The 25,001-nt window shown below is 70.3% G+C and carries 21 protein-coding genes; 7 read left to right on the forward strand and 14 right to left on the reverse strand.

Going from position 1 to position 25,001, the window contains the following annotated elements:
* Window positions 1-150: 150 nt before the first annotated feature.
* Window positions 151-2,301, reverse strand: a complete 2,151-nt coding sequence (locus J4H92_RS09280; protein WP_243752187.1) for a DEAD/DEAH box helicase — start codon at window positions 2,299-2,301, stop codon at window positions 151-153.
* A 37-nt stretch (window positions 2,302-2,338) separates the two neighbouring features.
* Between J4H92_RS09280 and J4H92_RS09285 the strand changes: the two genes are divergently transcribed.
* Window positions 2,339-3,337 (forward strand): ABC transporter ATP-binding protein, encoded by a 999-nt coding sequence (locus tag J4H92_RS09285; protein WP_208097898.1) that lies wholly within the window; start codon window positions 2,339-2,341, stop codon window positions 3,335-3,337.
* The gene (locus tag J4H92_RS09290) at window positions 3,334-4,497 is read left to right on the forward strand and encodes an ABC transporter permease (RefSeq protein ID WP_208097899.1); all 1,164 of its coding nucleotides are present in this window, start codon (window positions 3,334-3,336) and stop codon (window positions 4,495-4,497) included. The genes J4H92_RS09285 and J4H92_RS09290 overlap by 4 nt, the downstream gene beginning before the upstream one ends.
* 121 nt (window positions 4,498-4,618) lie before the next feature.
* Here the strand turns inward: J4H92_RS09290 and J4H92_RS09295 are convergent, their stop codons facing one another.
* Genes J4H92_RS09295 through J4H92_RS09305 form a run of 3 tightly spaced genes read right to left on the reverse strand, consistent with a single transcriptional unit; the run spans window position 4,619 to window position 6,540 of the window.
* Window positions 4,619-5,320, reverse strand: a complete 702-nt coding sequence (locus J4H92_RS09295; protein ID WP_208097900.1) for a uracil-DNA glycosylase — start codon at window positions 5,318-5,320, stop codon at window positions 4,619-4,621.
* A gap of 4 nt (window positions 5,321-5,324) precedes the next feature.
* On the reverse strand, window positions 5,325-6,149 hold the full coding sequence (locus J4H92_RS09300; protein ID WP_208097901.1) for an SDR family oxidoreductase: 825 nt from the start codon (window positions 6,147-6,149) through the stop codon (window positions 5,325-5,327).
* Window positions 6,150-6,156: 7 nt separating this feature from the next.
* The gene (locus J4H92_RS09305; RefSeq protein WP_208097902.1) at window positions 6,157-6,540 is read right to left on the reverse strand and encodes an SHOCT domain-containing protein; all 384 of its coding nucleotides are present in this window, start codon (window positions 6,538-6,540) and stop codon (window positions 6,157-6,159) included.
* A 271-nt stretch (window positions 6,541-6,811) separates the two neighbouring features.
* On the opposite strand from J4H92_RS09305, the gene J4H92_RS09310 reads away from it, so the two are divergent.
* A complete protein-coding gene (locus tag J4H92_RS09310) occupies window positions 6,812-8,140 on the forward strand; it encodes a bifunctional o-acetylhomoserine/o-acetylserine sulfhydrylase (protein WP_208097903.1) in 1,329 nt (442 codons plus the stop codon).
* Window positions 8,141-8,210: 70 nt separating this feature from the next.
* On the opposite strand, the gene J4H92_RS09315 is transcribed toward J4H92_RS09310, so the two are convergent.
* Entirely contained in the window at window positions 8,211-9,011 is an 801-nt protein-coding gene (locus tag J4H92_RS09315; protein WP_208097904.1) for a hypothetical protein, read from the reverse strand.
* Window positions 9,012-9,216: 205 nt separating this feature from the next.
* On the opposite strand from J4H92_RS09315, the gene metX reads away from it, so the two are divergent.
* Entirely contained in the window at window positions 9,217-10,431 is a 1,215-nt protein-coding gene (gene metX / locus J4H92_RS09320) for a homoserine O-acetyltransferase MetX (RefSeq protein ID WP_208097905.1), read from the forward strand.
* Here metX and J4H92_RS09325 read toward each other — a convergent pair.
* Window positions 10,422-11,468, reverse strand: coding sequence for a hemolysin family protein (locus J4H92_RS09325; RefSeq protein WP_208097906.1), 1,047 nt, complete (start codon window positions 11,466-11,468; stop codon window positions 10,422-10,424). The genes metX and J4H92_RS09325 overlap by 10 nt on opposite strands.
* A complete protein-coding gene (locus J4H92_RS09330) occupies window positions 11,465-12,790 on the reverse strand; it encodes a CNNM domain-containing protein (protein ID WP_208097907.1) in 1,326 nt (441 codons plus the stop codon). Before J4H92_RS09330 ends, J4H92_RS09325 begins: the two co-directional genes overlap by 4 nt.
* A gap of 297 nt (window positions 12,791-13,087) precedes the next feature.
* Here J4H92_RS09330 and J4H92_RS09335 point away from each other — a divergent pair, with 297 nt between their 5' ends.
* The 3 genes from J4H92_RS09335 to J4H92_RS09345 are packed head-to-tail and all read left to right on the forward strand — an operon-like array spanning window position 13,088 to window position 18,280.
* A complete protein-coding gene (locus J4H92_RS09335) occupies window positions 13,088-16,795 on the forward strand; it encodes a multifunctional oxoglutarate decarboxylase/oxoglutarate dehydrogenase thiamine pyrophosphate-binding subunit/dihydrolipoyllysine-residue succinyltransferase subunit (RefSeq protein WP_279550359.1) in 3,708 nt (1,235 codons plus the stop codon).
* A gap of 10 nt (window positions 16,796-16,805) precedes the next feature.
* A complete protein-coding gene (locus tag J4H92_RS09340; protein WP_208097909.1) occupies window positions 16,806-17,573 on the forward strand; it encodes a FadR/GntR family transcriptional regulator in 768 nt (255 codons plus the stop codon).
* A complete protein-coding gene (locus J4H92_RS09345; protein ID WP_208097910.1) occupies window positions 17,570-18,280 on the forward strand; it encodes a cache domain-containing protein in 711 nt (236 codons plus the stop codon). The genes J4H92_RS09340 and J4H92_RS09345 overlap by 4 nt, the downstream gene beginning before the upstream one ends.
* Before the next feature lie 19 nt (window positions 18,281-18,299).
* Here J4H92_RS09345 and J4H92_RS09350 read toward each other — a convergent pair whose 3' ends face one another.
* From J4H92_RS09350 to J4H92_RS09380, 7 genes are read right to left on the reverse strand one after another with little or no spacing between them, the layout of a single operon-like run.
* The gene (locus J4H92_RS09350) at window positions 18,300-19,781 is read right to left on the reverse strand and encodes an aldehyde dehydrogenase family protein (RefSeq protein WP_208097911.1); all 1,482 of its coding nucleotides are present in this window, start codon (window positions 19,779-19,781) and stop codon (window positions 18,300-18,302) included.
* Window positions 19,782-19,827: 46 nt separating this feature from the next.
* The gene (locus J4H92_RS09355; protein ID WP_208097912.1) at window positions 19,828-20,922 is read right to left on the reverse strand and encodes a zinc-binding dehydrogenase; all 1,095 of its coding nucleotides are present in this window, start codon (window positions 20,920-20,922) and stop codon (window positions 19,828-19,830) included.
* Complete coding sequence (locus J4H92_RS09360; RefSeq protein WP_208097913.1) at window positions 20,919-22,094, reverse strand: FAD-dependent oxidoreductase; 1,176 nt, start codon at window positions 22,092-22,094, stop codon at window positions 20,919-20,921. Before J4H92_RS09360 ends, J4H92_RS09355 begins: the two co-directional genes overlap by 4 nt.
* Entirely contained in the window at window positions 22,091-22,306 is a 216-nt protein-coding gene (locus tag J4H92_RS09365; protein ID WP_208097914.1) for a ferredoxin, read from the reverse strand. The genes J4H92_RS09360 and J4H92_RS09365 overlap by 4 nt, the downstream gene beginning before the upstream one ends.
* Window positions 22,307-22,311: 5 nt before the next feature.
* Window positions 22,312-23,490: a cytochrome P450 gene (locus J4H92_RS09370; RefSeq protein WP_208097915.1), complete on the reverse strand. Its 1,179-nt coding sequence runs from the start codon at window positions 23,488-23,490 to the stop codon at window positions 22,312-22,314.
* On the reverse strand, window positions 23,487-24,200 hold the full coding sequence (locus tag J4H92_RS09375; RefSeq protein ID WP_208097916.1) for a gamma-glutamyl-gamma-aminobutyrate hydrolase family protein: 714 nt from the start codon (window positions 24,198-24,200) through the stop codon (window positions 23,487-23,489). The genes J4H92_RS09370 and J4H92_RS09375 overlap by 4 nt, the downstream gene beginning before the upstream one ends.
* The gene (locus tag J4H92_RS09380; protein ID WP_208097917.1) at window positions 24,200-24,961 is read right to left on the reverse strand and encodes an SDR family NAD(P)-dependent oxidoreductase; all 762 of its coding nucleotides are present in this window, start codon (window positions 24,959-24,961) and stop codon (window positions 24,200-24,202) included. The genes J4H92_RS09375 and J4H92_RS09380 overlap by 1 nt, the downstream gene beginning before the upstream one ends.
* Window positions 24,962-25,001 lie beyond the last annotated feature (40 nt).

Genomic DNA, 25,001 nt, shown 5'->3' on the forward strand with positions numbered 1-25,001 from the left:
CTCGTAGATCTTCGTCGTCGCGAGCAGAGCCCTGGCGGTGTGTATTGCGAGGCGGAGGAGGGAGGCCATGCCGGAAGGCTCGCGCAGTAGACGCAGGATCTGCGAGACATACCCGAGGGCTCGCGGCAGGAGCCGGGGTGCCCGAGAGGGTCACCAGCGGGGCTTCCGCCTGCCGCCGGCTCCTCCCCCGTTGCTCCGGTCGTCGCGATGCGCGCGCGGTGTCCAATCGGAGCCGCCGTCGCGACGGGAGCGCTCCGATCGGCCCCGACCCTGCCCGTCCTCGCGGCGGTAGTCGCCGTCGCGGTCGCGACCGTGACCGCCGTCGCGACCGTAACCGGCGTCGCGGTCGCGATGCTGACGACCTCCGCGATCCTCCCAGCCCTTGCCGCGCGGCGCGGGTCCGCGATCCGCTTTGAGATCGATGGGCTTTCCCCCGATACGCGTCCGCGCCAGTCGGTCGAGCGAATCGGCCGGCAGGCGCTTCGGCAGTTCGACGAGTGAGAAATCGTCCCGGATCTGGATGCGCCCGAAGTCGCCGCGATCGAGTCCGCCCTCGTTGGCGAGGGCGCCCACGATCTGCCCGGGCTTCACCCGCTGCCGATGCCCCACCTCGATGCGGTACATCACGAGATCGTCTCGTCGCTCACGCGGCCCGCGATCGGCGCGGGCCCGGTCCTCGCGCCGCTCGCGGGGACCCGAGTCGTCGAGGAACTTCGCCGCCTGCGCGCGATCGCGCTTGAACTTGTCGTCGTCGGCCTCGTCCAGCAGCAGCGGCGTCTCGCCCTGCGCGACGACGGCGAGCGCGGCCGCCACATCGGCCTCCGGCACGTCGTGGTGCCGCACGTAGTGATCGATGATGTCGCGGAAGGCCTCGATCCGGGGGGTCTCGTCGAGCGCCGCGGTGATCGCGTCGTCGAAGCGGGAGAGGCGGGTCGCGTTGACCTCGGCGACGCCCGGCAGCGGCATCTGCGTGAGCGGCTGCTTGGTGGCCCGTTCGATGGCCTTGAGCAGGCGCCGCTCGCGCGGGGTGACGAAGCTGATCGCATCGCCGGTCCGCCCCGCGCGGCCGGTGCGGCCGATGCGGTGCACGTAGCTCTCGGTGTCGATCGGCAGATCGTAGTTGACCACGTGGCTGATCCGCTCGACGTCGAGGCCGCGGGCGGCCACATCGGTGGCGACCAGGATGTCGAGCTTGCCGCTCTTGAGCTGCTCGACCGTGCGCTCGCGCACGTTCTGCGGCACATCGCCGTTGATCGCCGCGGCTGAGTAGCCGCGGGCACGCAGCTTCTCGGCCACTGTCTCGCTGTCGCCGCGGGTGCGGGTGAACACGATCATCCCGTCGAAGTTCTCCACTTCGAGCACCCGCGTGAGCGCGTCCACCTTCTGGGTGTAGCTGACCACGATGTAGCGCTGGGTGATGCTCGCGCTCGTCTGGGTCTTGCCCGCGATCTTGATCTCCTGGGGATCGCGCAGGTACTGCTGCGAGATGCGGCGGATCTGCGCGGGCATCGTCGCGGAGAACAGGGCGACCTGCTTCTCCTCGGGGGTGTCGGCGAGGATCGTCTCGACGTCCTCGGCGAACCCCATCTTCAGCATCTCGTCGGCCTCGTCGAGCACGAGGTACTCGATCTGCGTGAGATCGAGGGCGCCCTTGTCGAGGTGGTCCATGATGCGCCCCGGCGTGCCCACGACGATGTCGACGCCGCGGCGCAGTGCGGAGAGCTGCTGCCCGTACGCCTGGCCGCCGTACACCGGGAGCAGGCGCACCTCGGGCAGATGAGCGGCGTAGCTCTCGAACGCCTCGCACACCTGCAGCGCCAGCTCGCGGGTCGGGGCGAGCACGAGCGCCTGCGGCACCCCCTTCCCCGGCCGGATGCGGGAGAGGATCGGCAGCGCGAACGCCGCCGTCTTGCCGGTTCCGGTCTGCGCGAGCCCGACGACGTCCCGCCCCTCGAGCAGCACGGGGATCGTCGCGGCCTGGATCGCCGACGGCGTCTCGTAGCCGACGTCCTTCAGCGCGCGCAGCACGCGGCCGTCCAGGCCCAGCGAGTCGAAGCCGGCCCGCTCGCGGGAGGCGTCATCCTCGCTGCCGGCCCGCTCGGGGGCGGCGTCCTCGGCACTGTCGGCCCGCTCGCGGGGGGCGTCCGCTGGGCCGTCGTCCGACTCGGTGGGCGAGGAGACCGGTTCGGACGCGGCCGGATCCTTCGCGGTGGTTTCGGCGGGGCCGGTGGTGTCGGGTGCGGGTTCCGCGGTGGCGGGCTCCCGTGCGCTCTCGGGCAGCGGGGAGTCGGTTGTGCTCATCATCCGATTGTACCGGTCATGGGGTAGCGTGATCCCCATGAGCACTCCCGCGGCGATCGAGGCGATCGGCGTCTCCCGTTCCTTCGGCGCCGTCTCGGTGGTGCACGATGCGACGCTGCGGGTCGAGCCGGGCTCGATCACCGCGCTCGTCGGCCCGAACGGCAGCGGCAAGACCACGCTGATGCTGATGCTCGCCACGCTGCTGAAGCCGGATGCGGGCTCCGTGCGGATCGGCGGGCACGACGCGGGTTCCGACACCGCGGCGGCCCGTGCGAGTCTGGGCTGGATGCCCGACACGCTGGGCTCCTGGCCGGCGCTCACGGTGCGCGAGTCGCTGGACGCGGTCGCTTCGATGTACGGTCTGCGTGCGGCCGAGGCGGGAGCGCGCACTGCGGAGCTGCTCGAGCTGACGGGACTGGTCGGGCTCGCCGATCGACGCACGCCCACGCTCTCGCGCGGCCAGAAGCAGCGACTGAGCCTGGCCCGCGCTCTGGTGCACCGACCGCGGGTGCTGCTGCTCGATGAGCCGGCCGCCGGGCTCGACCCGGAGGCCCGGATCATGCAGCGTCGGATCCTCAAGGATCTCGCGGCGGAGGGCGTGGGAATCCTCATCACGAGTCACGTGCTCGACGAGCTGGACGAGATCGCGAGTCGGGTGGTGTTCCTGCGCGACGGCCGGACGGTCGACCAGGACGATGTGGAGCAGGCGACGGTTGCGGCCATGCGCGGGCGCGACTGGAGGATCCGGGCGCTCGACGCCTCCGGGCTGGCGAGTGCGCTCGAGGCGCTGGGGCTCGCGTCCATCGCGGAGTCCTCGCTCGCCGGCCAAGTGCGGACGCTGCAGATCTCCGATGACGCCGCCGCCGCCGCGCTGCTCGCATCGCTCGTGACGGGCGGGGCGAGGATCGTCGAATTCGCGCCGGTGACGAGCGCGCTCGAGCAGACCTTCGTGCAGCTCGCCGCCGCGTCGTCGGAGCCCGGACCGTCGCAGCCGGTGCCGCCGCAGTCCGCGCCCGAGACCGGAGCAGAGCAGTGACCGAGACCGTCGGCGTCCCTCCCGCGCAGGCGCGCCCCACGGGCCCCGGCTTCTGGCGCGGCACCTGGGTCATCGCCGCCCTGGAGCTGCGGCAGCGCTTGCGCTCCCGCACGCTCCTGGTGCTGGCCATCGTCTGGTTCTGCGTGATCGGCGCGGTCACGCTGCTGGTCTGGGGCGCCCTCACCGCGATGTTCAGCGCCTTCGGGGCGGACGAGGACGGCTTCCCCCTGTTCTCGGTGATCGTCTATTTCGTGCTGCTCTTCGGTACGCTGGTGGCCCCCGCCATCTCGGCGGGCTCGATCGGCGACGAACGCCGCCAGGCGACCCTCGCGACCACGCAGGTCACGCTGATCGGCAGCTGGTCGCTGCTGCTGGGCAAGACGCTCGCCGCTTGGATCACCGGTGTGGCCTTCCTCGTGGTGGCCGCGCCGTTCGTGGTGTTCAGCCTGTTCGTGGGTCAGGCCTCGCTCGGGCAGCTGCTGATGGCGCTGCTGGGTCTCGTCCTGCAGATCGGGGTGTTCACGGTCATCGGCGTCGGGCTCTCGGCGATGATCGAATCGTCGGTGCTCGCCATCGTGACCGCCTATCTGCTCGTCGCGCTGCTCTCGGTCGGCACTCTGATCGCCTTCAGCCTCGCCGCCGCGGCCTCGACCCGCTACGTGGAGGTCGAGGTGCGCACGCTCACCGAGGAGTACTACGAAGCGACGGACCGCTGTTACGACGAGACCGATGATGACGATGACGAATGCTGGAACTCGGTGCCTCTGGAGTGCGAGACGAGCATCGAGACCATGCCGTACGTCGGCACCGACAAGCTGTGGTGGATCCTCGCGCTGAATCCCTACGTCGTCGTCGCCGATCTCGTTCCGCCGAGCTACAGCCACGGCACCCCGGTCGACCTCTTCGGCAACATCTCGTACGGGGTGCGCTCGCTGCAGACGAACCCGGATCGACCCGAGGGCTGGAACGAGTGCAGCGGCTCCGACGCTTACGATGACGCCGGGGGGAGCGGCTATGCGGATGTGATGGCCTCGACCGTGCCGGTGTGGTGGATCGGCCTCGGCCTGCAGGCGCTGCTCGTGGCCGGTGCGCTCTGGGGCGGGTACCGTCGCCTGGACACCCCGGCCGCCAAGCTCCCGAAGGGGTCCCGCGTCGCGTGATCCGCGACCGCACCGCTCCCCCTCGCCGCCCCGCCCGCTGTTCCCGCGATCGTGCGCCGAACGCGCGAACGCACCCCCTGCTGCGCGTTGCTCGCGGGTGCTCTCGTGGGTGTCGGGTGCGTCAGCGCGTCGGCGCGGAGAGGCGCCAGTCGACGGGCGGAGCGCCCTGCGCCTCCAGCGCCGAATTGGCGCGGCTGAACGGCTTGGAGCCGAAGAAGCCCCGGGAGGCCGACAGCGGCGAGGGGTGCGGGCTCTCGATGCGCGGCACCGAGCCGAGCATCGGAGCGAGCGAGCGCGCGTCGCTCCCCCAGAGGATCGCGACGAGCGGGCCGCCGCGCGACACGAGCGAGCGGATCGCGTGCTCGGTGAACGCCTCCCACCCCTTGCCCCGGTGCGAGGCCGGGGCGCCCGCGCGCACGGTCAGCACGCGGTTCAGCAGCATCACGCCGTGGTCGGACCAGGCCGTGAGGTCGCCGTGCGGGGCGGGGGGAATGTCGAGGTCGTCGTGCAGCTCGCGGTAGATGTTCTGCAGGCTGCGCGGGATCGGCCGCACCTCGGGGGCGGTGGCGAACGAGAGTCCGATCGGGTGGCCCGGCGTCGGGTAGGGATCCTGCCCGACGATCAGCACGCGCACCTCGCTCATCGGGCGCCGGAATGCCGCGAGGATCCGGTCTCCTGCGGGCAGCACCCGCTTGCCCTCTGCCCGCTCGGCGTTGAGAAAACGACCGAGCCGAGCCAATTGCTCCCCCATCGGTTCGAGCGCCGAGGCCCAGTCGGAGGCGATGTGGCCCTGCTCGGCCAGCTCGCGCACGGTCAGCGCCATGGGTCTAGGCCCTCGCCTCGAGGGGGCCGCGGTGGGTGTGGAAGACGCTCGACTGCGCCACCGGCCGGATCACGATGAGATCCTGATTGACATGCGGAGGCTGCTCCAGCGCCCCGACGAGCACGGCGGCGACCTCCTCCGCGGTGAGCGAGGTCACGTTCTCGTAGGTCGCGGCGGCGGCGGACGCGTCGCCGCGGAGACGATTGACGGTGAACTCCTCCGTGTGGACGAGTCCCGGGGCCAGTTCCATGACGCGAATCGGCTCGCCGGCGAGTTCGAGGCGCAGCACCTCGGTCACCGCGCGGGCCGCGAACTTCGCGGCGTTGTATCCTCCACCGCCCGGATAGGCGGCATGCCCCGCGGTCGAGGTGACGTTGAGGATCGAGGCCCAGCCGTGAGCGTCGTCGATCCCGCCCCCGGCCGCGGGACGGGATCCGCCGCCCGTCGGCGCGTTGCGCGCGGCGTCGCGCAGGATCGGCAGCAGCGCCGCCGTCACCGTCCGCAGTCCGATCACGTTCACCTCGAACATCCGGCGCCAGTCGTCGTTCGACGCCGACTCGACCGAGTCGACTCCGATGGCTCCGCCGGCGTTGTTCACGAGGACGTCCGCTCCACCGCCGTCCACCACCTCGCGCGCGAGCGCGGCGACCTGCGCCTCGTCGGTGACGTCGCACACGATGGGATGGGCCCCGGTCTCCTCCGCGAGGGCCGCCAGTCGGTCAGCGCGGCGCGCCACGGCCACCGTTCGCCAGCCGTGCTCGACGAGCCGGCGCACGGTCGCCGCGCCGATCCCGGAACTCGCGCCGGTGACCACCGCCCGCTTCAGCATGCGACGGCTACGCGAGTGCCTTGGCTTTGAGCGCCTCGAACTCCGACTGGGAGATCGCGCCCTCCTGCAGCAGCTTCTGCGCCGCGGCTATCTCGGCCGCCGGCCCGCCGGCCACCTGTCGGATGTAGGACTCCTGCGCGTCCTGCACCTGCTTCGCCTGCGCCTGAGCGCGCTCTCCCATCCCGCTGCCACGGGCGATGAGATACACGAGCGCGGTCACGAAGGGGAGGAACACGAGGAACAGCAGCCAGACGGCCTTGATCCATCCGTTCAGCTTGTGGTCGCGGAACAGGTCCGCGATGATCGAGAACAGCGCCATCAGATAGGCGATGAAGATGAAGATCGTGAGGAACCACCAGATGGTGTCCCAGATCGTGGACCAGAACGGCATGGCTTCTGTCTCCTTGCGGTCGGCGCCCCTCGACCGTCGAAGAGCACAGTGCCCAATCATAGTGCCGCGGGCGGGCGCCTCCGCCAGATCTTTCGCGCGCGACGCGGCTCGCCGCGGCGCGCTCGGCCCCGCCGAATACCCCGGGTGATATATGTGACGCAACGTGTCGCTCGCGCTTGCAGCATCGCGTCGCGATTCTCTACGCTCTCAGCAGACCTCATTGCACACCACGACGACACTCACGACGAGACACTCACGACGAGGAGACCCGATGACCGATCAAGAGAACTGGCAGTTCGAGACCAAGCAGGTGCACTCGGGTGCCCAGCCCGATCCGACCACCAACGCACGGGCGGTGCCGATCTACCAGACGACCTCGTACGTCTTCGACAATACGGAGCATGCCAAGAATCTCTTCGCCCTCGCCGAGTTCGGCAACATCTACACCCGCATCCAGAACCCGACCCAGGCCGTGGTCGAGGAACGGGTCGCGGCGCTCGAGGGCGGCACCGGAGCGCTGCTGCTCGCCAGCGGCCAGGCGGCGGCGACGTTCGCGGTGCTGAACATCGCCGAGTCGGGCGATCACATCGTGTCGTCGAGTTCGATCTACGGCGGCACCTACAACCTCTTCAAGTACACCCTCGCCAAGCTCGGCATCGAGGTGACCTTCGTCGAGAACCAGGACGATCCGGAGGAGTGGCGCCGCGCCGTCCGCCCGAACACCAAGCTGTTCTTCGCCGAGACCATCGGCAACCCCCGCATCAACGTGCTCGACATCCGGACCGTCTCGGATGTCGCGCACGAGAGCGGGGTGCCCTTCATCGTCGACAACACGATCGCGACGCCCTATCTGATCCGCCCGTTCGAGCACGGCGCCGACATCGTCATCCACTCGGCGACGAAGTACCTCGGCGGGCACGGCACGACGATCGGCGGCGTCATCGTCGACGGCGGCTCCTTCGAGTGGTCGAAGAACGTCGCGCGCTTCCCGGGCCTCACGGAGCCGGATCCCTCCTACCACGGCGCGTCCTACACCGCCGCCGTGGGCGACGGGCTCGCCTACATCATCAAGGCGCGCGTGCAGCTGCTGCGCGACATCGGCGCCGCCATCGCCCCGCACAGCGCGTTCCTGCTGCTGCAGGGCATCGAGACGCTCTCGCTGCGGATCGAGCGCCACGTGCAGAACGCGCAGGAGATCGCGGAGTGGCTCGACGGCCACGACGACGTCTCGGTGGTGTACTACGCGGGCCTGCCGACCAGCCCCTGGTACTCGGCGGCGAACACCTACGCGCGCAAGGGCGTGGGCGCGGTGCTCAGCTTCGAGCTGAAGGGCGGCGTCGAGGCGGGCAAGGCGCTCGTCGACAACGTCGAGCTGTTCAGCCACCTGGTGAACATCGGCGACGTGCGCAGCCTCATCAGCCACCCGGCCTCGACCACCCACTCCCAGCTGACCCCCGAGCAGCAGCTCACCACCGGCGTTACGCCCGGCCTGGTGCGCCTCTCGGTCGGCATCGAGAACGTGGCGGATCTCAAGGCCGACCTCGAGCGCGGCTTCGCCGCCGCTCGCGAGGTCGTCGCCGCGGCCCGCGCGAGCGCGTAGCCGGTCAATCGCGCGCTCTCCCGCTGGGGGCCGGATCTCCTGATCCGGCCCCGCCCCGCGGTCGCTCTCGTCAACGCGGGAAGTCGTCGGTCTCCTCCATCGACGGCTGGTAGTCGAAGCGCACCGGCATCGGGAGGGCACCGTCCTCCGAGGCGCGCGCGCCCGCCTCCGCGGCGTCGCGCGCGTGCTGCTCCAGGTCGACGTCGGTGGCCTCCGCGAGACGGTAATCGACCACGAACTCGTTCTCCGTCCAGTCCGGCTCCGCCGCGGCCAGCGGCAGCCCCGCGGTGAACGCGTCGAAGATCGCCTGGGAGACGGTCTCCAGTTCCTCCGAGGTGGCCGGGATGCCGCCCCAGATCACCAGAATGCGCTCCTTCGACTCCGTGCGGAGCCGGTCGAGGGTCGCCTCCGTCGGCTTCCGGGTGAGATCGATCCACGCGTCGTGCGGTTCCTTAGCCCATTCGGGGGTGTCGCCCGTGCCCGCCAACGGGGACCCATTCGGCGGGGAGAAAACACCGACCTCGGTCTCGGCGTCTGCCTCGAGCCACCGGAGCGCCTGCTCAAAACCGTGGGTCCCCGCGCCACCGACGACGGTCCCTGCCTCGGGCACGCGTTCGCGGATCGGCAATCCCTCAGGCTCGAAGCTCTGCCGGATGGGCGAGACGGGCTCGAAACCGAGCCTCCCGGGGTCGACGAACTCGACCCGGTAGTCCAGCTCAGGTTCCGGCGTCTGGCCCGGCGCGTCTGCGGCGCAGCCGCTCAGCGCGAGCACGAGCACCGCACCCGCGAGCACCGACGCGGTGAGGAGCCCCGCACCGGAGGAGCGGAACACCGTTCCTCGCACGCCTCCGCGCACTGATTCTCCCGCCACATCGTTCCCTTTCGAGCCGAGGAGAAGACACTGACCGCCGAACCGAAGGCGGCGCATGGCTCAACGTACTCCCCTGCCACGCGGACGCGCACCCCCCGAACAGGGGGTGTTTCGAGGTTTCCGGCGTTCTCGCACCTGCCCGCGTCCGCGCGGAACCCCGTAACATGCGGGTCCGCCCGGCGCGGACCCGGCAGAATGGACCACTATGGACTGGCAGACGCCCGAGGACTCGTTCCCCACGGATTTCATCACCGACGCGCAGCTTCGGGCGCTGATCGGACGGCCGCCGATCAGCGGCGGCTGGCGCGACGGGGATCCCGTGGGCGAACGGAGCTTCGTCACGCTCGGCGAGGTGGCCACCGAGGCCGGGGCCACCATCCCGGACGTGCGGATCGCCTACGAGACCTTCGGCGAACTGAACGGACGCGGCGACAACGCGATCCTCGTCTTCCACGCGCTCACGGGAGACAGCCACCTGCGCGGCACGGCGGGGCCGGGCCACCCCACCGACGGCTGGTGGTCGGAGATCGTCGGCCCCGGGAAGGCCCTCGACACCGACCGCTACTGCGTCGTCGCGCCGAACGTGCTGGGCGGCTGCCAGGGCTCGACCGGGCCGGCGAGCCTCGACCGGACCGGGCGCGAGTGGGGCGGCCGCTTCCCCTACCTCACGATCCGCGACCAGGTCCGCACGACCGCGGCCTTCGCCGACGCGATCGGCATCGACCGCTTCGCCGCCGTGATCGGCGGCTCGGTCGGCGGCATGCACGCGCTGGAGTGGGGGCTGATGTACGGTGCGCGCGCCGAGCGCCTCGCGGTGATCGCCTCGCCCCCCGTGACGACGGCCGATCAGATCGGGCTGAACCTGGTGCAGCTGGAGGCGATCCGCTCGGATCCCGCCTGGCGCGGCGGCAACTACTACGACGCCCCCGACGGGGTCGGGCCGCATCACGGGCTGGCCACCGCCCGGCGCCTGGCGCTGCTGAACTATCGCAGCAACACCGAGCTCGACGAGCGCTTCGGCCGCGCCTGGCAGTCTGCGGTGAGCCCGCTCGGAGGCGGCGGGCGCTTCGCGGTCGAGAGCTACCTCGACTTCCACGGCAACAAGTTCACCCGCCGCTTCGACGCGAACAGCTATCTCACCCTCGTGCAGGCGATGAACTCGCACGACGTGGGACGCGACCGCGGCGGCGTCGCCGAGGCGCTCTCCGCACTCGCGCAGCCGACCCTGATCCTCGGGATCCCGAGCGATCGCCTCTTCACCCTCGACGGGCAGGACGAGATCGCGCGGCACTCCCCCGGCAGCCTCGACGGAGAGCTGGCGACCCGGCTCGACAGCCCCTACGGCCACGACGCGTTCCTGATCGAGCACGAGCTCGTCGGCGCGCAGTTGCGCAGGCTGCTCGCGGTCTCTCAGGTGTAGCGCTGGCGCCTGGTGGCGTCGTGGATCTCCCCGACGAGCTCTTCGAGCACGTCCTCGAAGAACACGGCGCCGAGCTCCGCACCACCGGAGTCGACCACCCGGGCCAGGTGCACGCCGCGCGCCTGCATCCGTGCGAGCACGTCCTCCAGGTCGGTGTCCGCGCGCAGCGTCAGCATCTCCCTGATCCGCTTCGGCGGGATCGGCTCGGCGATCCGCTCCTCGGAGATCCGCAGCAGATCCTTCACGTGCACGTAGCCGACGAGCTCCCCGGAGGGCCCGCCGATGGGATAGCGGGAGAAGCCGTGCCGCGTCACCGCGGCCTCGACGTCCTCCGGGGTCGCGCCCTCCGGAAGAGCGACGAGCTTCTCGCTGGGGAGCACGAGGTCGATCGCCCGTTTCGCCGTGAACTCGAACGCCGCCGTCACCGCGCCGCTGCGATCCTCGAGCACCCCCTCCCGCGTGGAGTGGTTCACGATGCTGGCGACCTCCTCGAGGGTGTAGGTGGCGTTCGCCTCCGACTTGGGCTCGACCCCGAACATCCGCAGGATGCCGTTGGCGACGGCGTTCAGGCCGCCGATGACGTGGCGGAGCAGGCGGGAGACCATGACGAGCGGCGGGGCGAGCAGGAGGACCGCCTGATCCGGCATCGAGAACGCCGCGTTCTTCGGCACCATCTCGCCGAAGACGACGTGCAGATACGAGACCAGCAGCAGCGTGATGACGAACCCGGAGACCGACACGACCTCGGCGGAGAGACCGGTCCAGGCGAGCGGCACCTCCAGCAGATGGTGGATCGCCGGCTCGGAGACGTTCAGGATCAGCAGCGAGCACACCGTGATGCCCAGCTGACTGGTGGCCAGCATCAGCGTGGCGTGCTCGATGGCGTAGAGCGCCGTCTGCGCGCGCTTCGAGCCGGCTTCGGCCAACGGCTCGATCTGCGAGCGCCGCGCGGAGATCACCGCGAACTCGGCGCCGACGAAGAACGCGTTCGCGATGAGCAGGACGACCAGCCAGACGATCCCCATCCAGTCGCTCATGATGCCTCCTCGCCGTCCGCCTGGAGCGGCGCCGGAACTCCCAGATACCGCAGCCTGGCGATCCGGCGTCCGTCCATCCGCTCGACGCGCAGGGTCGCCCCGTCGTCGAGCACCACCTCGTCGCCGAGCTCGGGGATCCGCCCCAGCTCGGAGAGCACGAACCCGGCCACCGTGTCGTAGTCGCCGTCGGGGATGACGATCCCCGCCTGGTGGAGCATCTCGTCGGGGCGCAGGTCGCCCGGCAGCGTCATCTCGGCCGCGGTGCCGACCACCCCGGCCCGTGCGCGGTCGTGCTCGTCGGCCACCTCGCCGACGATCTCCTCGACCAGATCCTCGAGCGTGACGAGTCCCGCGGTGCCGCCGTACTCGTCGACCACGATCGCCAGCTGCAGCCCCTGCGCGCGCAGCTCTCCGAGCAGCTGGTCGAGGCGGATGGTCTCGGGCACGCGCACCGGGTCCTCGGCGAGCGCCGCGACCGGCACCTCGTCGCGCTTCGCGCGCGGCACGGCGACCGCCTGCTTCACGTGCACCACGCCGATCACGTCGTCCCGGTCCTCGTCGATCACCGGGAAGCGGGAGAACCCCGTGCGGCCGGCGAGCTCGAGCACCGAGGAGGCCGGGGCGAGGCGGTGGACGCTCTCGATGCGGGTGCGCGGGGTCATCACGTCAGCGGCGCTGTGCTCCGAGAAGCGCAGCGTGCGGTCGAGGAGCGTGGCGGTGTCCTCCTCGAGGATGCCGGCGCTCGCGGAGTACCGCACCAGCGACGAGAGCTCCTGCGCGGTGCGCGTGCCCGAGAGCTCCTCCTTCGGCTCGATGCCGATGGAGCGGAGGATCCCGTTGGCGCTGCCGTTGAGGACGAGGATGGCCGGCTTGAACACCGTGGTGAAGGCGCCCTGCAGGGGCATCACCACACGGGCGGTCTGGAGCGGGCGGGCGATGGCGAAGTTCTTGGGCACGAGCTCGCCGACCACCATCGACAGCAGCGTCGCCGCGACGATGGCGAGGGGCGCGCTGATGACGCGGCGGAACTCCTCCGGGACGCCGAGGGAGCCGAGCGGACCGTCGAGGAACCCGCTGATCGCCGGCTCCAGCGTGTAGCCGGCGAGCAGCGTGGTGAGCGTGATGCCGAGCTGGGCGCTGGAGAGGTGCGTGGACGTGATCCTGAGCCCGTTGATCACGCGATCCAGTCCGCGTTGCCCGCCTTCGCGACGGCGCTCCAGCTCTCTGCGGTCGAGCGCGACAAGCGAGAACTCCGCCGCCACGAACACGCCCGTGCCGAGCGTCAGAACCAGTCCGATGCCGAGCAGCCACCAGTCGTTCACGAGCCGTGCCGAACGCGCGGGTGGCGGGAGATATGTGCAGAATGCCGCGGTTCACCGCGGCCGGTACTCGGGGGGTCCGAGGGTCTTCGGGAGGGTACGTCCATGATTGGCGCAAGTCTAACAACAGAAGTCCGGTTGTCACCGGAGAATATGCCTGGCGTCCGGCGAACTTTCCCGCTGCCGCGATGGCGTGGGCGGTGGAGAAAGGGCGTAGGCTTGAGTGAAGCCTGCACGGAGCCGCATTCAGGCGCCCGGGTGAGAGACGATACCGGTCGACCACGACGAGAGGAAACCCCCTTGGCTGAGAGCAGCGGGAGCTCTGCAGAGGAATTCGGCGCGAATGCTTGGCTGGTCGACGAGATGTACAAGCAGTATCTCGCCGACCCGAACTCGGTCGACCGCTCCTGGTGGCCGGTGCTCGAGAAGTACTCGGGCAGCGGCGAGGCGGGCGGTGCGACCCGTCCGGCCGGCACCGGAGCAGGGGCGGGCGCCGGAGCGGCTCCCGCAGCAGCGCCGACGACGGTTCCTCCCACCACCGCGGCGATCCCGGTGCAGCGCTCGCGCACCACGAACACCGCGCCGCGGCAGGCACCGGTTCCGGCCGATGCGCCCCATGCCGCGCCGCAGACGGACGCGGTCCCCGTCGTAGACGAGGACGCGGTCACCCCGCTCCGCGGCATGGCGAGGACCCTCTCCAAGAACATGGACGAGAGCCTCACGGTGCCCACCGCGACGAGCGTCCGCACCGTCCCCGCGAAGCTGCTCATCGACAACCGCATCACCATCAACAGCCACCTGCGGCGCAGCCGCGGCGGCAAGGTGTCGTTCACCCACCTGATCGGCTGGGCGATCATCCAGACGCTCAAGGAGCTGCCCGCCCAGAACGTGGCCTACCAGGAGGTCGACGGCAAGCCCTCGATCGTCGTGCCGGCGCACATCGGCCTGGGCATCGCCATCGACCTGCCGAAGCCCGACGGCACCCGTTCGCTGATGGTGCCGGTGATCAAACGAGCGGACGCGCTCGATTTCAACGAATACCTCTCGGCCTACGAGGATCTGGTGAAGCGGGCCCGAGCCGGCAAGCTGGGCGCGGCCGACTTCCAAGGCGGCACGATCTCGCTCACGAACCCGGGCGGCATCGGCACCGTGCACTCGGTGCCGCGCCTCATGCGCGGGCAGGGATCCATCATCGGCGCCGGCGCGCTCGAGTATCCGGCCGAGTTCCAGGGCGCGGCCGACGAGGTGCTCAACCGGCTCGGCATCTCCAAGACCATCACGCTCACCAGCACCTACGACCACCGCGTCATCCAGGGAGCGGGATCCGGCGAGTTCCTCAAGGGGATCCATGAGCGCCTGACCGGCGGCAAGCGTTTCTACGAGGACGTATTCGCCGCGCTGCGCATCCCCTACAAGCCCATCCAGTGGGCCGGCGACATCCACGTCGACATCACCGGCCAGGTGGACAAGTCGGCCCGGGTGCAGGAGCTGATCAACTCGTTCCGCGTGCGCGGCCATCTCATGGCCGACATCGACCCGCTCGAGTACGTGCAGCGCACCCACCCCGACCTCGAGATCGAGTCCCACGGCCTCACCTTCTGGGATCTCGACCGCGAGTTCGTGACCGGCGGTATCGGCGGCAAGCGCTCGATGCTGCTGCGCGACATCCTCGGCGTCCTGCGCGACTCCTACTGCCGCAAGATCGGCATCGAGTACATGCACATCCAGGATCCCGAGCAGCGGCTCTGGATCCGCGAGCAGGTCGAGGTGCCGTACGCGAAGCCCGACCACGACGAGCAGCTGCGCATCCTCGAGAAGCTCAACGAGGCTGAGGCATTCGAGACCTTCCTGCAGACCAAGTACGTCGGGCAGAAGCGCTTCAGCCTCGAGGGCGGCGAATCGGTGATCCCGCTGCTCGACGCGATGCTCATCGACGCCGCCGAGGACGGGGTCGACAGCGTCGACATCGGCATGGCCCACCGCGGCCGCCTCAACGTGCTGTCGAACATCGCGGGCAAGACTTACGGCCAGATCTTCCGCGAGTTCGAGGGCACCGTGGCGAAGTCCGGGTCCGGCGACGTGAAGTACCACCTCGGCACCTCCGGCGTCTTCACCGCCCCGAACGAGACCCAGGTGCCCGTGCACCTCGCCGCCAATCCGTCCCATCTCGAGACCGTGAACGGGGTGCTCGAGGGCATCGTCCGCGCGAAGCAGGATCTGAAGCCGATCGGCTCCTTCACCACGCTGCCGATCCTCGTCCACGGCGACGCCGCCATGGCGGGCCAGGGGGTCGTGTACGAGACCCTGCAGATGTCGCAGCTCCGCGCCTACCGCACCGGCGGCACGATCCACGTCGTCATCAACAACCAGGTCGGTTTCACCACGCTCCCGCAGGACTCGCGCAGCGCCGTCTACTCGAGCGACGTCGGCAAGGTCGTGCAGGCCCCGATCTTCCACGTCAACGGGGACGACCCGGAGTCCGTCGTGCGCGTCGCGCGCCTGGCCTACGGCTACCGGCAGAAGTTCAACCGCGACGTCATCATCGATCTCGTCTGCTACCGGCGCCGCGGCCACAACGAGGGCGACGATCCCTCGATGACCCAGCCGCTCATGTACGACCTCATCGAGGCGAAGCGCTCGCCGCGCAGCCTCTACACCGAGGCCCTGGTCGGCCGCGGCGACATCACCGAGGAGGAGTACGAGCGGGCGAAGCAGGACTTCCAGAACCGTCTGGAGCAGGCCTTCCTCGAGACGCATGCGGCGCAGACCGGCTCGATCCCGGTGGTGGATCAGAGCGGCATCACGAATCCCGCGACCGCCGAGCTGCCGGAGATCGTCGCGGTGGACACCGCGGTCGACCGCTCGGTGGTCGAGCGCATCGGCGACGCCCACGGCAATCCGCCGGTCGGCTTCACCGTGCACGCGAAGCTGCAGCAGCTGCTCAACAAGCGCGTCGAGATGAGCCGCTCCGGCGGGATCGACTGGGGCTTCGGCGAGCTGCTGGCGCTCGGATCGCTGCTCATCGAGGGCACGGCGGTCCGCTTCGTGGGCCAGGACGCCCGCCGCGGCACCTTCGCCCAGCGCCACGCCGTGTTCCACGACCGCGCGAACGGGCAGGAGTGGTTCCCGCTGCTGAACCTCTCGGAGGATCAGGCGCGATTCTGGATCTACGACTCGTTCCTCTCCGAATACGCCGCCCTGGCCTACGAGTACGGCTATTCGCTGCAGCGCGAGGACGCCCTCGTGCTGTGGGAGGCGCAGTTCGGGGACTTCGCGAACGGCGCGCAGAGCGTCGTCGACGAGTACATCGCCGCTGCCGAGCAGAAGTGGGGGCAGCAGTCCTCGGTCGTCATGCTCCTGCCCCACGGCTACGAGGGTCAGGGACCGGATCACTCCTCGGCGCGGATCGAGCGCTACCTGCAGCTGTGCGCCGAGAACAACATGATCGTGGCCCGTCCCTCGACGCCCGCCAGTTACTTCCACCTTCTGCGGAGGCAGGCGTATGCCCGGCCGCGCAAGCCGCTGATCGTCTTCACGCCGAAGTCGATGCTCCGTCTGCGTGGGGCCACCTCGAGCGTCGAGGACTTCACGACCGGCCAGTTCCAGCCGGTCATCGACGACGCGACCGCGGAGCCCGGCAGCGTCACCCGCGTGCTCCTGACCGCGGGCAAGGTCTACTACGATCTGCGCGGCGCCCTCGAGAAGCATCCGGATCCGCGCGTGGCCATCGTGCGCGTGGAGCAGTTCTACCCGATGCCTGCCGCCGATCTGGTGCGGGTGCTCTCGAACTATCCCGGTGCCGAGCTCGTGTGGGTCCAGGACGAGCCGGAGAATCAGGGCGCCTGGCCCTTCATCTCGCTCACCCTGGCCAAGCGCCTGGCGAACGACAAGATCCGGGTGGTCTCCCGCGCATCGTCCGCGGCGCCCTCGACCGGCTCCGCCAAGGTGCACGCGGTCGAGCAGGCCGATCTGATCCGACGCGCCCTGAGCTTCGAGGACGCCGGTTAGACGGGTACCGATGCAGCAACAACCGCTGAGGCGCGCGCGGAGCTACGAGCAGGACGATGCCGCCGGCACCCAGATCGGCGGCATCGCCGAGCGCATCTCCGCGGCGATCTCGGTCGGGATGATCAGCGTCGGGGAGCGCCTGCCCTCGGAGGCGGAACTGGCGAACCAGTTCGGCATCGCCGTCGCGACGCTCAGGAAGGCGCTCGCGAAGCTCCGGGAGCTCGGGATCGTGGAGACCCGGCGGGGGCGCAACGGCGGGACCTTCGTCGTCCAGGCTCCCTTCCCGTCGGCGGACGCGCTGAAGGCCTCGCTGCGCGGCACGAGCCTGGTCGCGCTGCGCGACTTCTTCGACGAGCACGCGGCGATCTCGGGCATGGCCGCGCGCCTCGCCGCCGAGCGGATCAGCCCGCAGCAGCAGACCCGGCTCGCGGAGTTCGCGTTCCAGGCGCGCGAGGCCCGCGGAGCCCGCGAGACGGCGACCGCCGACAACAGGTTCCACTTCGAGATCGCCGTGCTCAGCCATTCGCAGCGCCTGCTCACGGGCGAGCAGCGCCTGCAGTCCGAGCTGACTCCGTTCCTCTGGCAGAGCGAGATCTGCCGCGCCTCGGCGCAACTCGTCTTCACGGAGCACCTGGCGATCGTCATGGCGATCGAGCAGCGGAACGCCGAGGAGGCGCAGAGCCGTGCGATCGCCCACGTGATGAACAACCGTCGCCTCGTCATCGAGGGGAAGCTCGCACTGGACCGCGCCTCCGCCGACGCGGAGGGGACGCCATGAGCCGGCGGCGGATCTCCGGGGCGGAGCTCGCGGAAGAGCTCAGGGCCTGGTTCGTCGAGCGATTCGAGCGTCTCGAGACCCTCGCCGGAGCGTTCACCGAGCTGCTCGCCTGCAATGCCTCCGGGCATCTCCAGCTCAACGACTCGACGCGACGCAAGCTGAAGGCCGTGGCCGAGGAGTTCCTCGCCGAGAACGAGACCGTCGACGGCTGCGGCCTCATCTTCGCCCATTCCGCACTCGGCACGGAGAACGGCGCGCTCGAGTGGTGGGTGCGCGAGGACGAGTCGCGTTTCGCACGCTACTCGATCGGCGTGGTCCCCGGCGCCGACCGCTACTACGACTACGAGCACCACGAGTGGTTCTTCCGCGCGTTCAACGACGGTCTGCCCGCCCTGGTCGGTCCCTACATCGACTACCTCGGCGTCGAGGCCTATGTGGTGACGCTCACCGTCCCGGCCGTGCTCGAGGCGAAGCGCGTCGGGGCGATCGGGAACGACATCCAGGTCTCCGACCTCGGGGCTGCGCTGCTGCCGCTGCTCCAGAGCTGCGAGTCCGACGCCGTGCTGCTCGGCAGCCACGACAACGTCCTCATCAGCAACACCTCGCGGCTGCTGCCCGGCGAGTTCTTCGCACCGAGCGGCACGGACTGGGCGAGCACACCGCTCTCGCCGGCCTCGACGGGACTGCGCCTCGTCCATCGGACGTGACGCGGCCCCGCGAGGAGCGCTACAGCTGGAGGTCGTCTCGATCGACGCCGATCACCCGGTCGCCGAGGAAGAACCTGACGCCGTACTGCGGACCGTGTCCGCCGATGCCGCTCGTGCCCCAGAACGACTGCCGGGAACCGTCGGCGAGATCCGACATGAAGGTGCCGTTGACGCGCACCTCGCCCGCCCGCAGCTGCGCCGCCAGGCGGAGCGCCGCGTCGGTGTCGGTGCCGAACACGTAGGCGTCGAGGCCGCCGCCCGGCGCGTTGGCGTGCGCGAGCGCCTCGGCATCGTCGGAGACGGCGTGCACCGTGGCCACCGGCCCGAAGAGCTCCTGCGTCGCGGCGGAGGCATCGAGACCCACGATCACGCCGGGGGCCAGGAACCAACCATCCAGATCCGGCAGGCGTTCGGAGGAGATCAGGCGGCCGCCGAGTGAGCGCAGCCGTCCGATCTCCTCGCGCAGACCGTCTCGATGCCGCTCGAAGGCGAGCGGGCCGACCTCGGTGCCGGGCCCCAGGCTGTGGCCCACCCGGAGCCGCCGGATCTCCTCTCCCATCGCCGCGACGAGCTCGTCGTGGATCGCCTCGTGCACCAGGATCTTGCCCGGCGCCTCGCACCACTGCCCGTTGAGACGGGTCATGCCCTGCACGAGCCGGGCCGCCGTCGTCTCGATATCCGCGTCGTATCGCACGATCGCCGGGTTGTTGGAGCCGAGCTCCATCTGCACGGCGGTGAGGTTCGCGGTCGCCGCCGACGCCACGGCGCGGCCGGCGGAGACCCCGCCGGTGAACGAGAGCGCCGCGACACGCGGATCTCCTGTCAAAAGGGCACCGACGCTCGAGCCGCCTTGGATCAGCTGGAACAGCGCGCCCGGCAGATCGCGCCGCCGGATCTCCGCGACGAGGATCTCGGCGAAGATCTGACAGCCGCTCGGAGCGTTCTCCGAGGGCTTCAGCAGCACCGGGCAGCCGGCGAGCAGGGCCGCGGCCACTTTGCCCACCGTGGTGAAGGTGGGCGCGTTCCACGGCCCGACGACCACCGCGGGGCCGAGCGCGCGCCGCAGCAGACGCACCGGCCGCTCGTCGGACCCGAGCTCGACGGACTCGCCGAGCTCCTCCGCCTCGCGCACGGCCGAGCGCACGCGGTCGCCGAGCACGGAGGCGATGATCCGGGTGGTGGAGAGCGGCGCCCCAATGTTGAGCGAGTCCTGGACCGCGATCTCCTCCTGGCGCCGGTCGAGCTCATCGGCTGCCGCCAGCAGGAGTTCGGCGCGTGCGCGCAGCCCGACGGTCTCGGCTCCGACTCGATCGTAGAGGCGCCACGCCGCGTCGAGCGCCCGCTCGACATCTTCTTCCGCGGTGGCCAGCTTGGCCTGGCGACGCTCGCCCGTGTTGGGATCGCACAGCGGCCGACCGCTGTCGACCATCGTCGCCCACTCCCCCGAGATGAAGGATCGCTGTTCGATCACCGGGATCGACGCGCTGTTCGGATTCGTCATGTCTTGCTCCACTCGTGTGTCGTCTGTCATCGGTACGCGTCGACGGTCACCACTCGACCACGGCGCGGATGGCGTCGGGATCGGCCATCGCCGCGAAGCCCTCGTTGATCTGCTCGAAGCTCCAGCGCGAGGTGACCATTCGGTCGAGCTGCAGCGCGCCGGCGCGGTAGTGCGCTTCGAAGCTCGGGATGTCGCGCGGCAGTTGGTTGGCGCCCATGTAGGCGCCCTGGATGCGCCGATCCCCCTCGATCAGCAGTTCGGCGTTCAGCGCGATGGCGCTCCCCGGGCGCTCCAGCCCGAGGACCGTGGCCACCCCGTTCGACGCGAGCATCTCGAACGCCAGTGCGGCGGTGGCCGGTGAGCCCACCGCTTCGAAGCTCTTGTCGACGCCGCCGGGGCAGATCTCGTGCACGCGGCGCACGAGATCGTCGCCGGAGCGCAGCACGTCGGTGGCGCCGAACCCGCGCGCGCGCTCGAGCTTCTCGGGGTGCAGATCGATCGCGATGATCCGCCTGGCCCCGGCGATCCGCGCGGCCTGGATCGCGGCGACGCCGACGCCGCCGCAACCGATCACCGCGACGGCGTCGAGCGGCCCGACGGCGGCCCCGTGCACCACCGCGCCGAAGCCGGTGGCGACGCAGCAGCCGAGGAGGCACCCCTCGGCGTCGGGTATGCCGTCGCCGAGCGGCACGGCCGCCGCCTCCGGGAGGAGGAACTGATCCGCGAACCCGCCGATCGATCCGAGCAGCTGGACCGCTCGCCCCTCGCCGTCGACGAGTTTGGGCCGTGAGCGCTGCCGCACCTGCGCGGCGCGCAGGCATTGGGCCGCGCTCCCGGCGACGCAGCGGGCGCACGATCCGCACGACGGCGTGATCGTGGCGATGACGCGCTCTCCGATGCGATGCGCAGAACGCTCGTCGCCGACCGCGCTGATCTCGCCGATCACCTCGTGGCCGAGCACCGCGGGCAGCTCGATCGGCAGGGTGCCGTCGGCGTAGTGGAGGTCGCTGTGGCAGAGACCCGCGGCGAGGGTGCGCACCCGTACCTCGCCGGGGAGCGGGTCGTCCAGGTGCAGCTCCCGCAGCTCGAGCGGTGCCCCGGCGCGCAGCAGCACGGCGCTCCTCACCGCCGTGCGGGTCATCCCGCCACCACCGGGCGCCCCATGCGGAGCATGGCGATCTTCTGCGGGGCGTTCACGCCGACCCATCCTTCCTCGCCGTCGGCGCCCACCACTCGATAGAGCACGGACCCGCGGGCGGGGTTCTCGAACTCGACCGTCACCGCGCCGTCCCGGCTGATCCGCCCCAGCACCTGGATCTTGCGACCCGCCACATCCGTCCAGAAGTAGGCGGGCTCGGTCTCGGGTTCCGGGTTCCCGGCGAGCCGCTCGGCGAGCTGCCGTCCCTGTTCCGCCGCGGAGCTCCAGCTCTCGGTGCGCAGCAGCGCGCCGTCCGCGAGGCGGCGGGTCACCACGTCGCCGATGCCGTAGACGTCGGCGGTCGCGTCGGCGCCGCCGATCACGCGACCGGTCTCATCGCAGATCAGGCGACCGTCGCTGAGCAGACCGCTCGAAGCCAGCCAGTCGAGCGCGGGCCGGACGCCGACCGCACTGATCAGCACGTCGAAGACCAGCGTCTCGGCGCCGCCGTCCAGGCCGACGGCCCAGGTGCCCGCCCGGCCCGAGATCCCGCTGATGTCGGCCTGCCAGCGGCAGACGATGCCGAGGTCGTGCAGCCAGGCGGTGACGTCGCTGCCGAGTTGGCCGGCGAGCAGCCGTTCGAGGGGCCGATCCGCCTTGTCGAGCAGCACCACCTCGGCGCCGAGCGCGCGCGCCGAGGTGGCGAGCTCGCAGCCGATGGCACCCGCTCCGATGATGCCGACCCGGCTGCCGCTCGAGATCGACTCGCGGATCAGGTCCGCATCCTCGACGGAACGCAGATGCAGCACGCCCTCGGGCTCGAACGGCAGGCGGATCGGAGTCGCGCCGGTGGCGACGACGAGGGTGTCGTAGGCCACCGTGCGCGTGGACCCGGTGGCGGCGATGCCGAGGGTGAGCGTCCGAGCCTCGGGGTCGACCGCGAGTGCCCGAGCCGTCGTCACGGGAGTGCGCTCGTCCCACTCCACGTCGATCTCGGGTCGCTCGGACTCGGTGAGGTAGAGCTTCGACAGGGGCGGGCGCTCGTAGGGCATGCGCGGGTCCCGATCGACGACGAGGATCTCGCGCTCGTCGCCGAGCTCGCGCAGCCGCGAGACGAACGCCTCGGCAGCGACCGAGGCGCCCACTACGACGACCCCGTAGCGATCAGCGGTCACGGCGCGTCCTCGACTTCTCGGATCAGTATGGAGCGCTCCGGGCAGTTCTTGATCGCCTTGCGCACGTTCTCCTCGTCGAAGGAGGCCTCCCGCCCGTCGATGACGTGACCGTAGCCCTCTTCGTCGATCTCGAACGTCTCCGGGGCGATCGCCCAGCAGCGGGCGTGGCCCTGGCACCGGGCCAGGTCGATCGTGAGTTCCTTCTTCGCCATGCTGCTCACACCCCCGAGATCTCGAGGGTGAGCGGTCCGACTCCGTGCCAGACCTCGCCGCCGCTGCTCTCGAAGTGAGGGATGCGGCTCAGGAACTCCTCGAGGCCGATCACCAGCTCCTTGCGCGCCAGGTTCGACCCGAGGCAGCGGTGCACGCCCCCGCCGAAGGCGAGGTGCCGGTTGTCCTCGCGGTCGATCCGGATCTCGTTCGGATCCTCGAAGATCTCGGGATCCCGGTTGCCGGCGCCGAACACCAGCGCCACCCGCTCCCCCGCCCTGATCTCCTGCCCCTGCACGACCGTGTCCTTGAGGCAGGTGCGGGTCATCGCCTGCACGGGGGACAGCGTGCGCAGGAACTCCTCCACCGCGGCCGGGATCTCGTCGGGGTGCTCGCGCAGCCGCTGCTGCGCCGCGGTGTTCCGGGCGAGGTACCACAGCGAGGCGCGCAGCCCCCAGGCGGTGGTGTCCAGGCCCGCGAGGAAGAGCAGATAGCAGTACGAGAGCTTCTCCTCGTGGGTGAGCTTCCGGCCGTCGATCTCGGAGTGGATCACCTTGTCGATGAGGTCGTTGTGCTCGCCGCCCTCGGCCTCGCGCTGCGCGATCATGCGGTCGAAGTACTCCATCAGACGGTCCCCAGCGGCGCGCGAGACCTCGGGCTCGGCCGTGCGGCGGTAGATGATGTCGTCGACCCACTGGTCGAACATCGGCCAGTCCTCCTCGGGGTAGCCGGAGAGCCGGCTGAAGACGATCGTCGGCATGGGCCGCGCGAACAGCTTCGACGCGTCGGCGACGCCGTCGTTCGCGGCAGCCTCCGCGAGCACGTCGTCGGCGAGCTCCTTCGCCGTCAGGCGCATGCCCGGCTCGAGCTTCGCGATGTTCATCGGGGTGAACAGCGGCAGCAGGATCTTGCGGAAGGCCGTATGCTCGGGCGGATCGATGTCGATCGGGATGAGCGGGGTGTCGGTGCCCATCGAGGGCATCATCATGGACGGGGCCACCGAGAAGGTCTCCGGGGCCTGCTCGGCGGCGAAGATGTCCTCGCTCTTGGCGATGTAGGTGAATCCGCCGTATTTCGAGCTGTGCCCGACGGGGCACTTGCTCAGCATCACCTCGTAGTCGTCGAAGATGTCGTCGAGCGCCTCCCCGTGGAAGTCGAAGTCCTCGACCTGCTCTCTGCTGGTCATGATTGATTCCTTTCTCGACGGTGCGCCGCACGCCGCACCAGATCGGTGAACAGCGCAAGGTTCTGCGCCGAGGTCTTGGCCATGTGCTCGGGGTGCCACTGCACCGCGAGGATGGCGTGCTGCGCGTCTTCGACCGCCTCGATCACATCGCCCGCGTGGGCGACCGCGGTCAGCCCGGCACCGAGGCGGTCGATGCACTGGTGGTGATAGCTGTTCACCGGTATCGCCTCCGCGCCGACGAGCTCGGCGAGCCGCGAACCGGCGACGACGCTCACTTCATGCTCGGGCTCCTCCGACGGCACCGCCTGCCAGTGTCCGTCGATGTGCAGACGCAGGGTGCCCCCGCGCAGGACGTTGATGAGCTGCAGCCCGCGGCAGATGGCGAGGACCGGCACGCCGCGAGCCTGCGCGTCCTCGACGAGCGCGGTCTCGAACGCATCGCGGATCTCGCTGACGCCGTAGGTCTCCTCGCCCGCCTCGGCTCCGTACATGGTCGGGGAGAGATCCCCTCCCCCGCTCAGCACCAGGCCGTCGATACCCGCCAGCACGTGATCCGGGATCCTCTCGGTGGCCGGCAGGATCACCGGACGGCCGCCGGCGGCGGCGATGGACTCGGCGTAGTCCATCACCTGGAGCGCCGACTCCCTGGGGCCGAAGGCCGACGGTTCGACGCTCCGCTGGATGGAGACGCCGATGAGCGGGGCCGCCATCAGTACACCGTCCATCCGCCGTCGACGAAGAGGGTCGTCCCCGTCACCCAGCTCGCTTCGTCCGAGGCGAGGAAGGCGACGCCGCCGGCGACGTCCTCGGGCTCGCCGATGCGGCCCATGGGCGTACGGTCGAGCAGGAATCCGCGCACCTCATCCTGTTCGAGCGCCTCCGCGGTGAACGGCGTGCGGATGTAGCCGGGGGCGACCGCGTTCACCCGGATGCCCGCGGGGGCGAGCTCGACGGAGAGCGCGCGCGTGAGCTGCAGCAGCGCGCCCTTCGACGCGTTGTAGTGGATCTGCGGATGCCCGCTGCTCGAGATGACGATGTGCGCCTCGACCGAGGTGATGTTCACCACCGCCCTCGTGTGCGCGGTGTCGCCCGCGCGCAGCAGTTCCGAAGCCGCCTGCGTGACGAGGAACGGACCCGTGGAGTTGACCGCGAACACCTGATCCCACTCGGCCAGGGGCAGCGTCTCGAAGGTGCCGAATTTGACGATGCCGGCGTTGTTGACCAGCACGTCGAGGCGCGGGAAGACGCCCGCCACCTCCGCCATGGCCGATCGGGCGGAGCGTTCGTCCGCGACGTCGCACTCCACGCGCAGCACGCGGGGATCCTCCCCGAACACTGCGGCGAGCGCTTCGCCGTTGAGATCCAGCGCCGCGACTCGAGCACCCTCCGCGAGCATCTTCTCAGCGATCGCCCGACCGTTTCCCGATGCCGCACCGGTCACTGCGGCGTAGCGGCCCTCGAACCGATCCATCTGCGTCTTCTCCAATTCTCGTTCGTGTTCCGTGTGCGCG

It is taken from the genome of Leucobacter weissii (assembly GCF_017565745.1).
In the GTDB taxonomy this organism is placed as follows: domain Bacteria; phylum Actinomycetota; class Actinomycetes; order Actinomycetales; family Microbacteriaceae; genus Leucobacter; species Leucobacter weissii.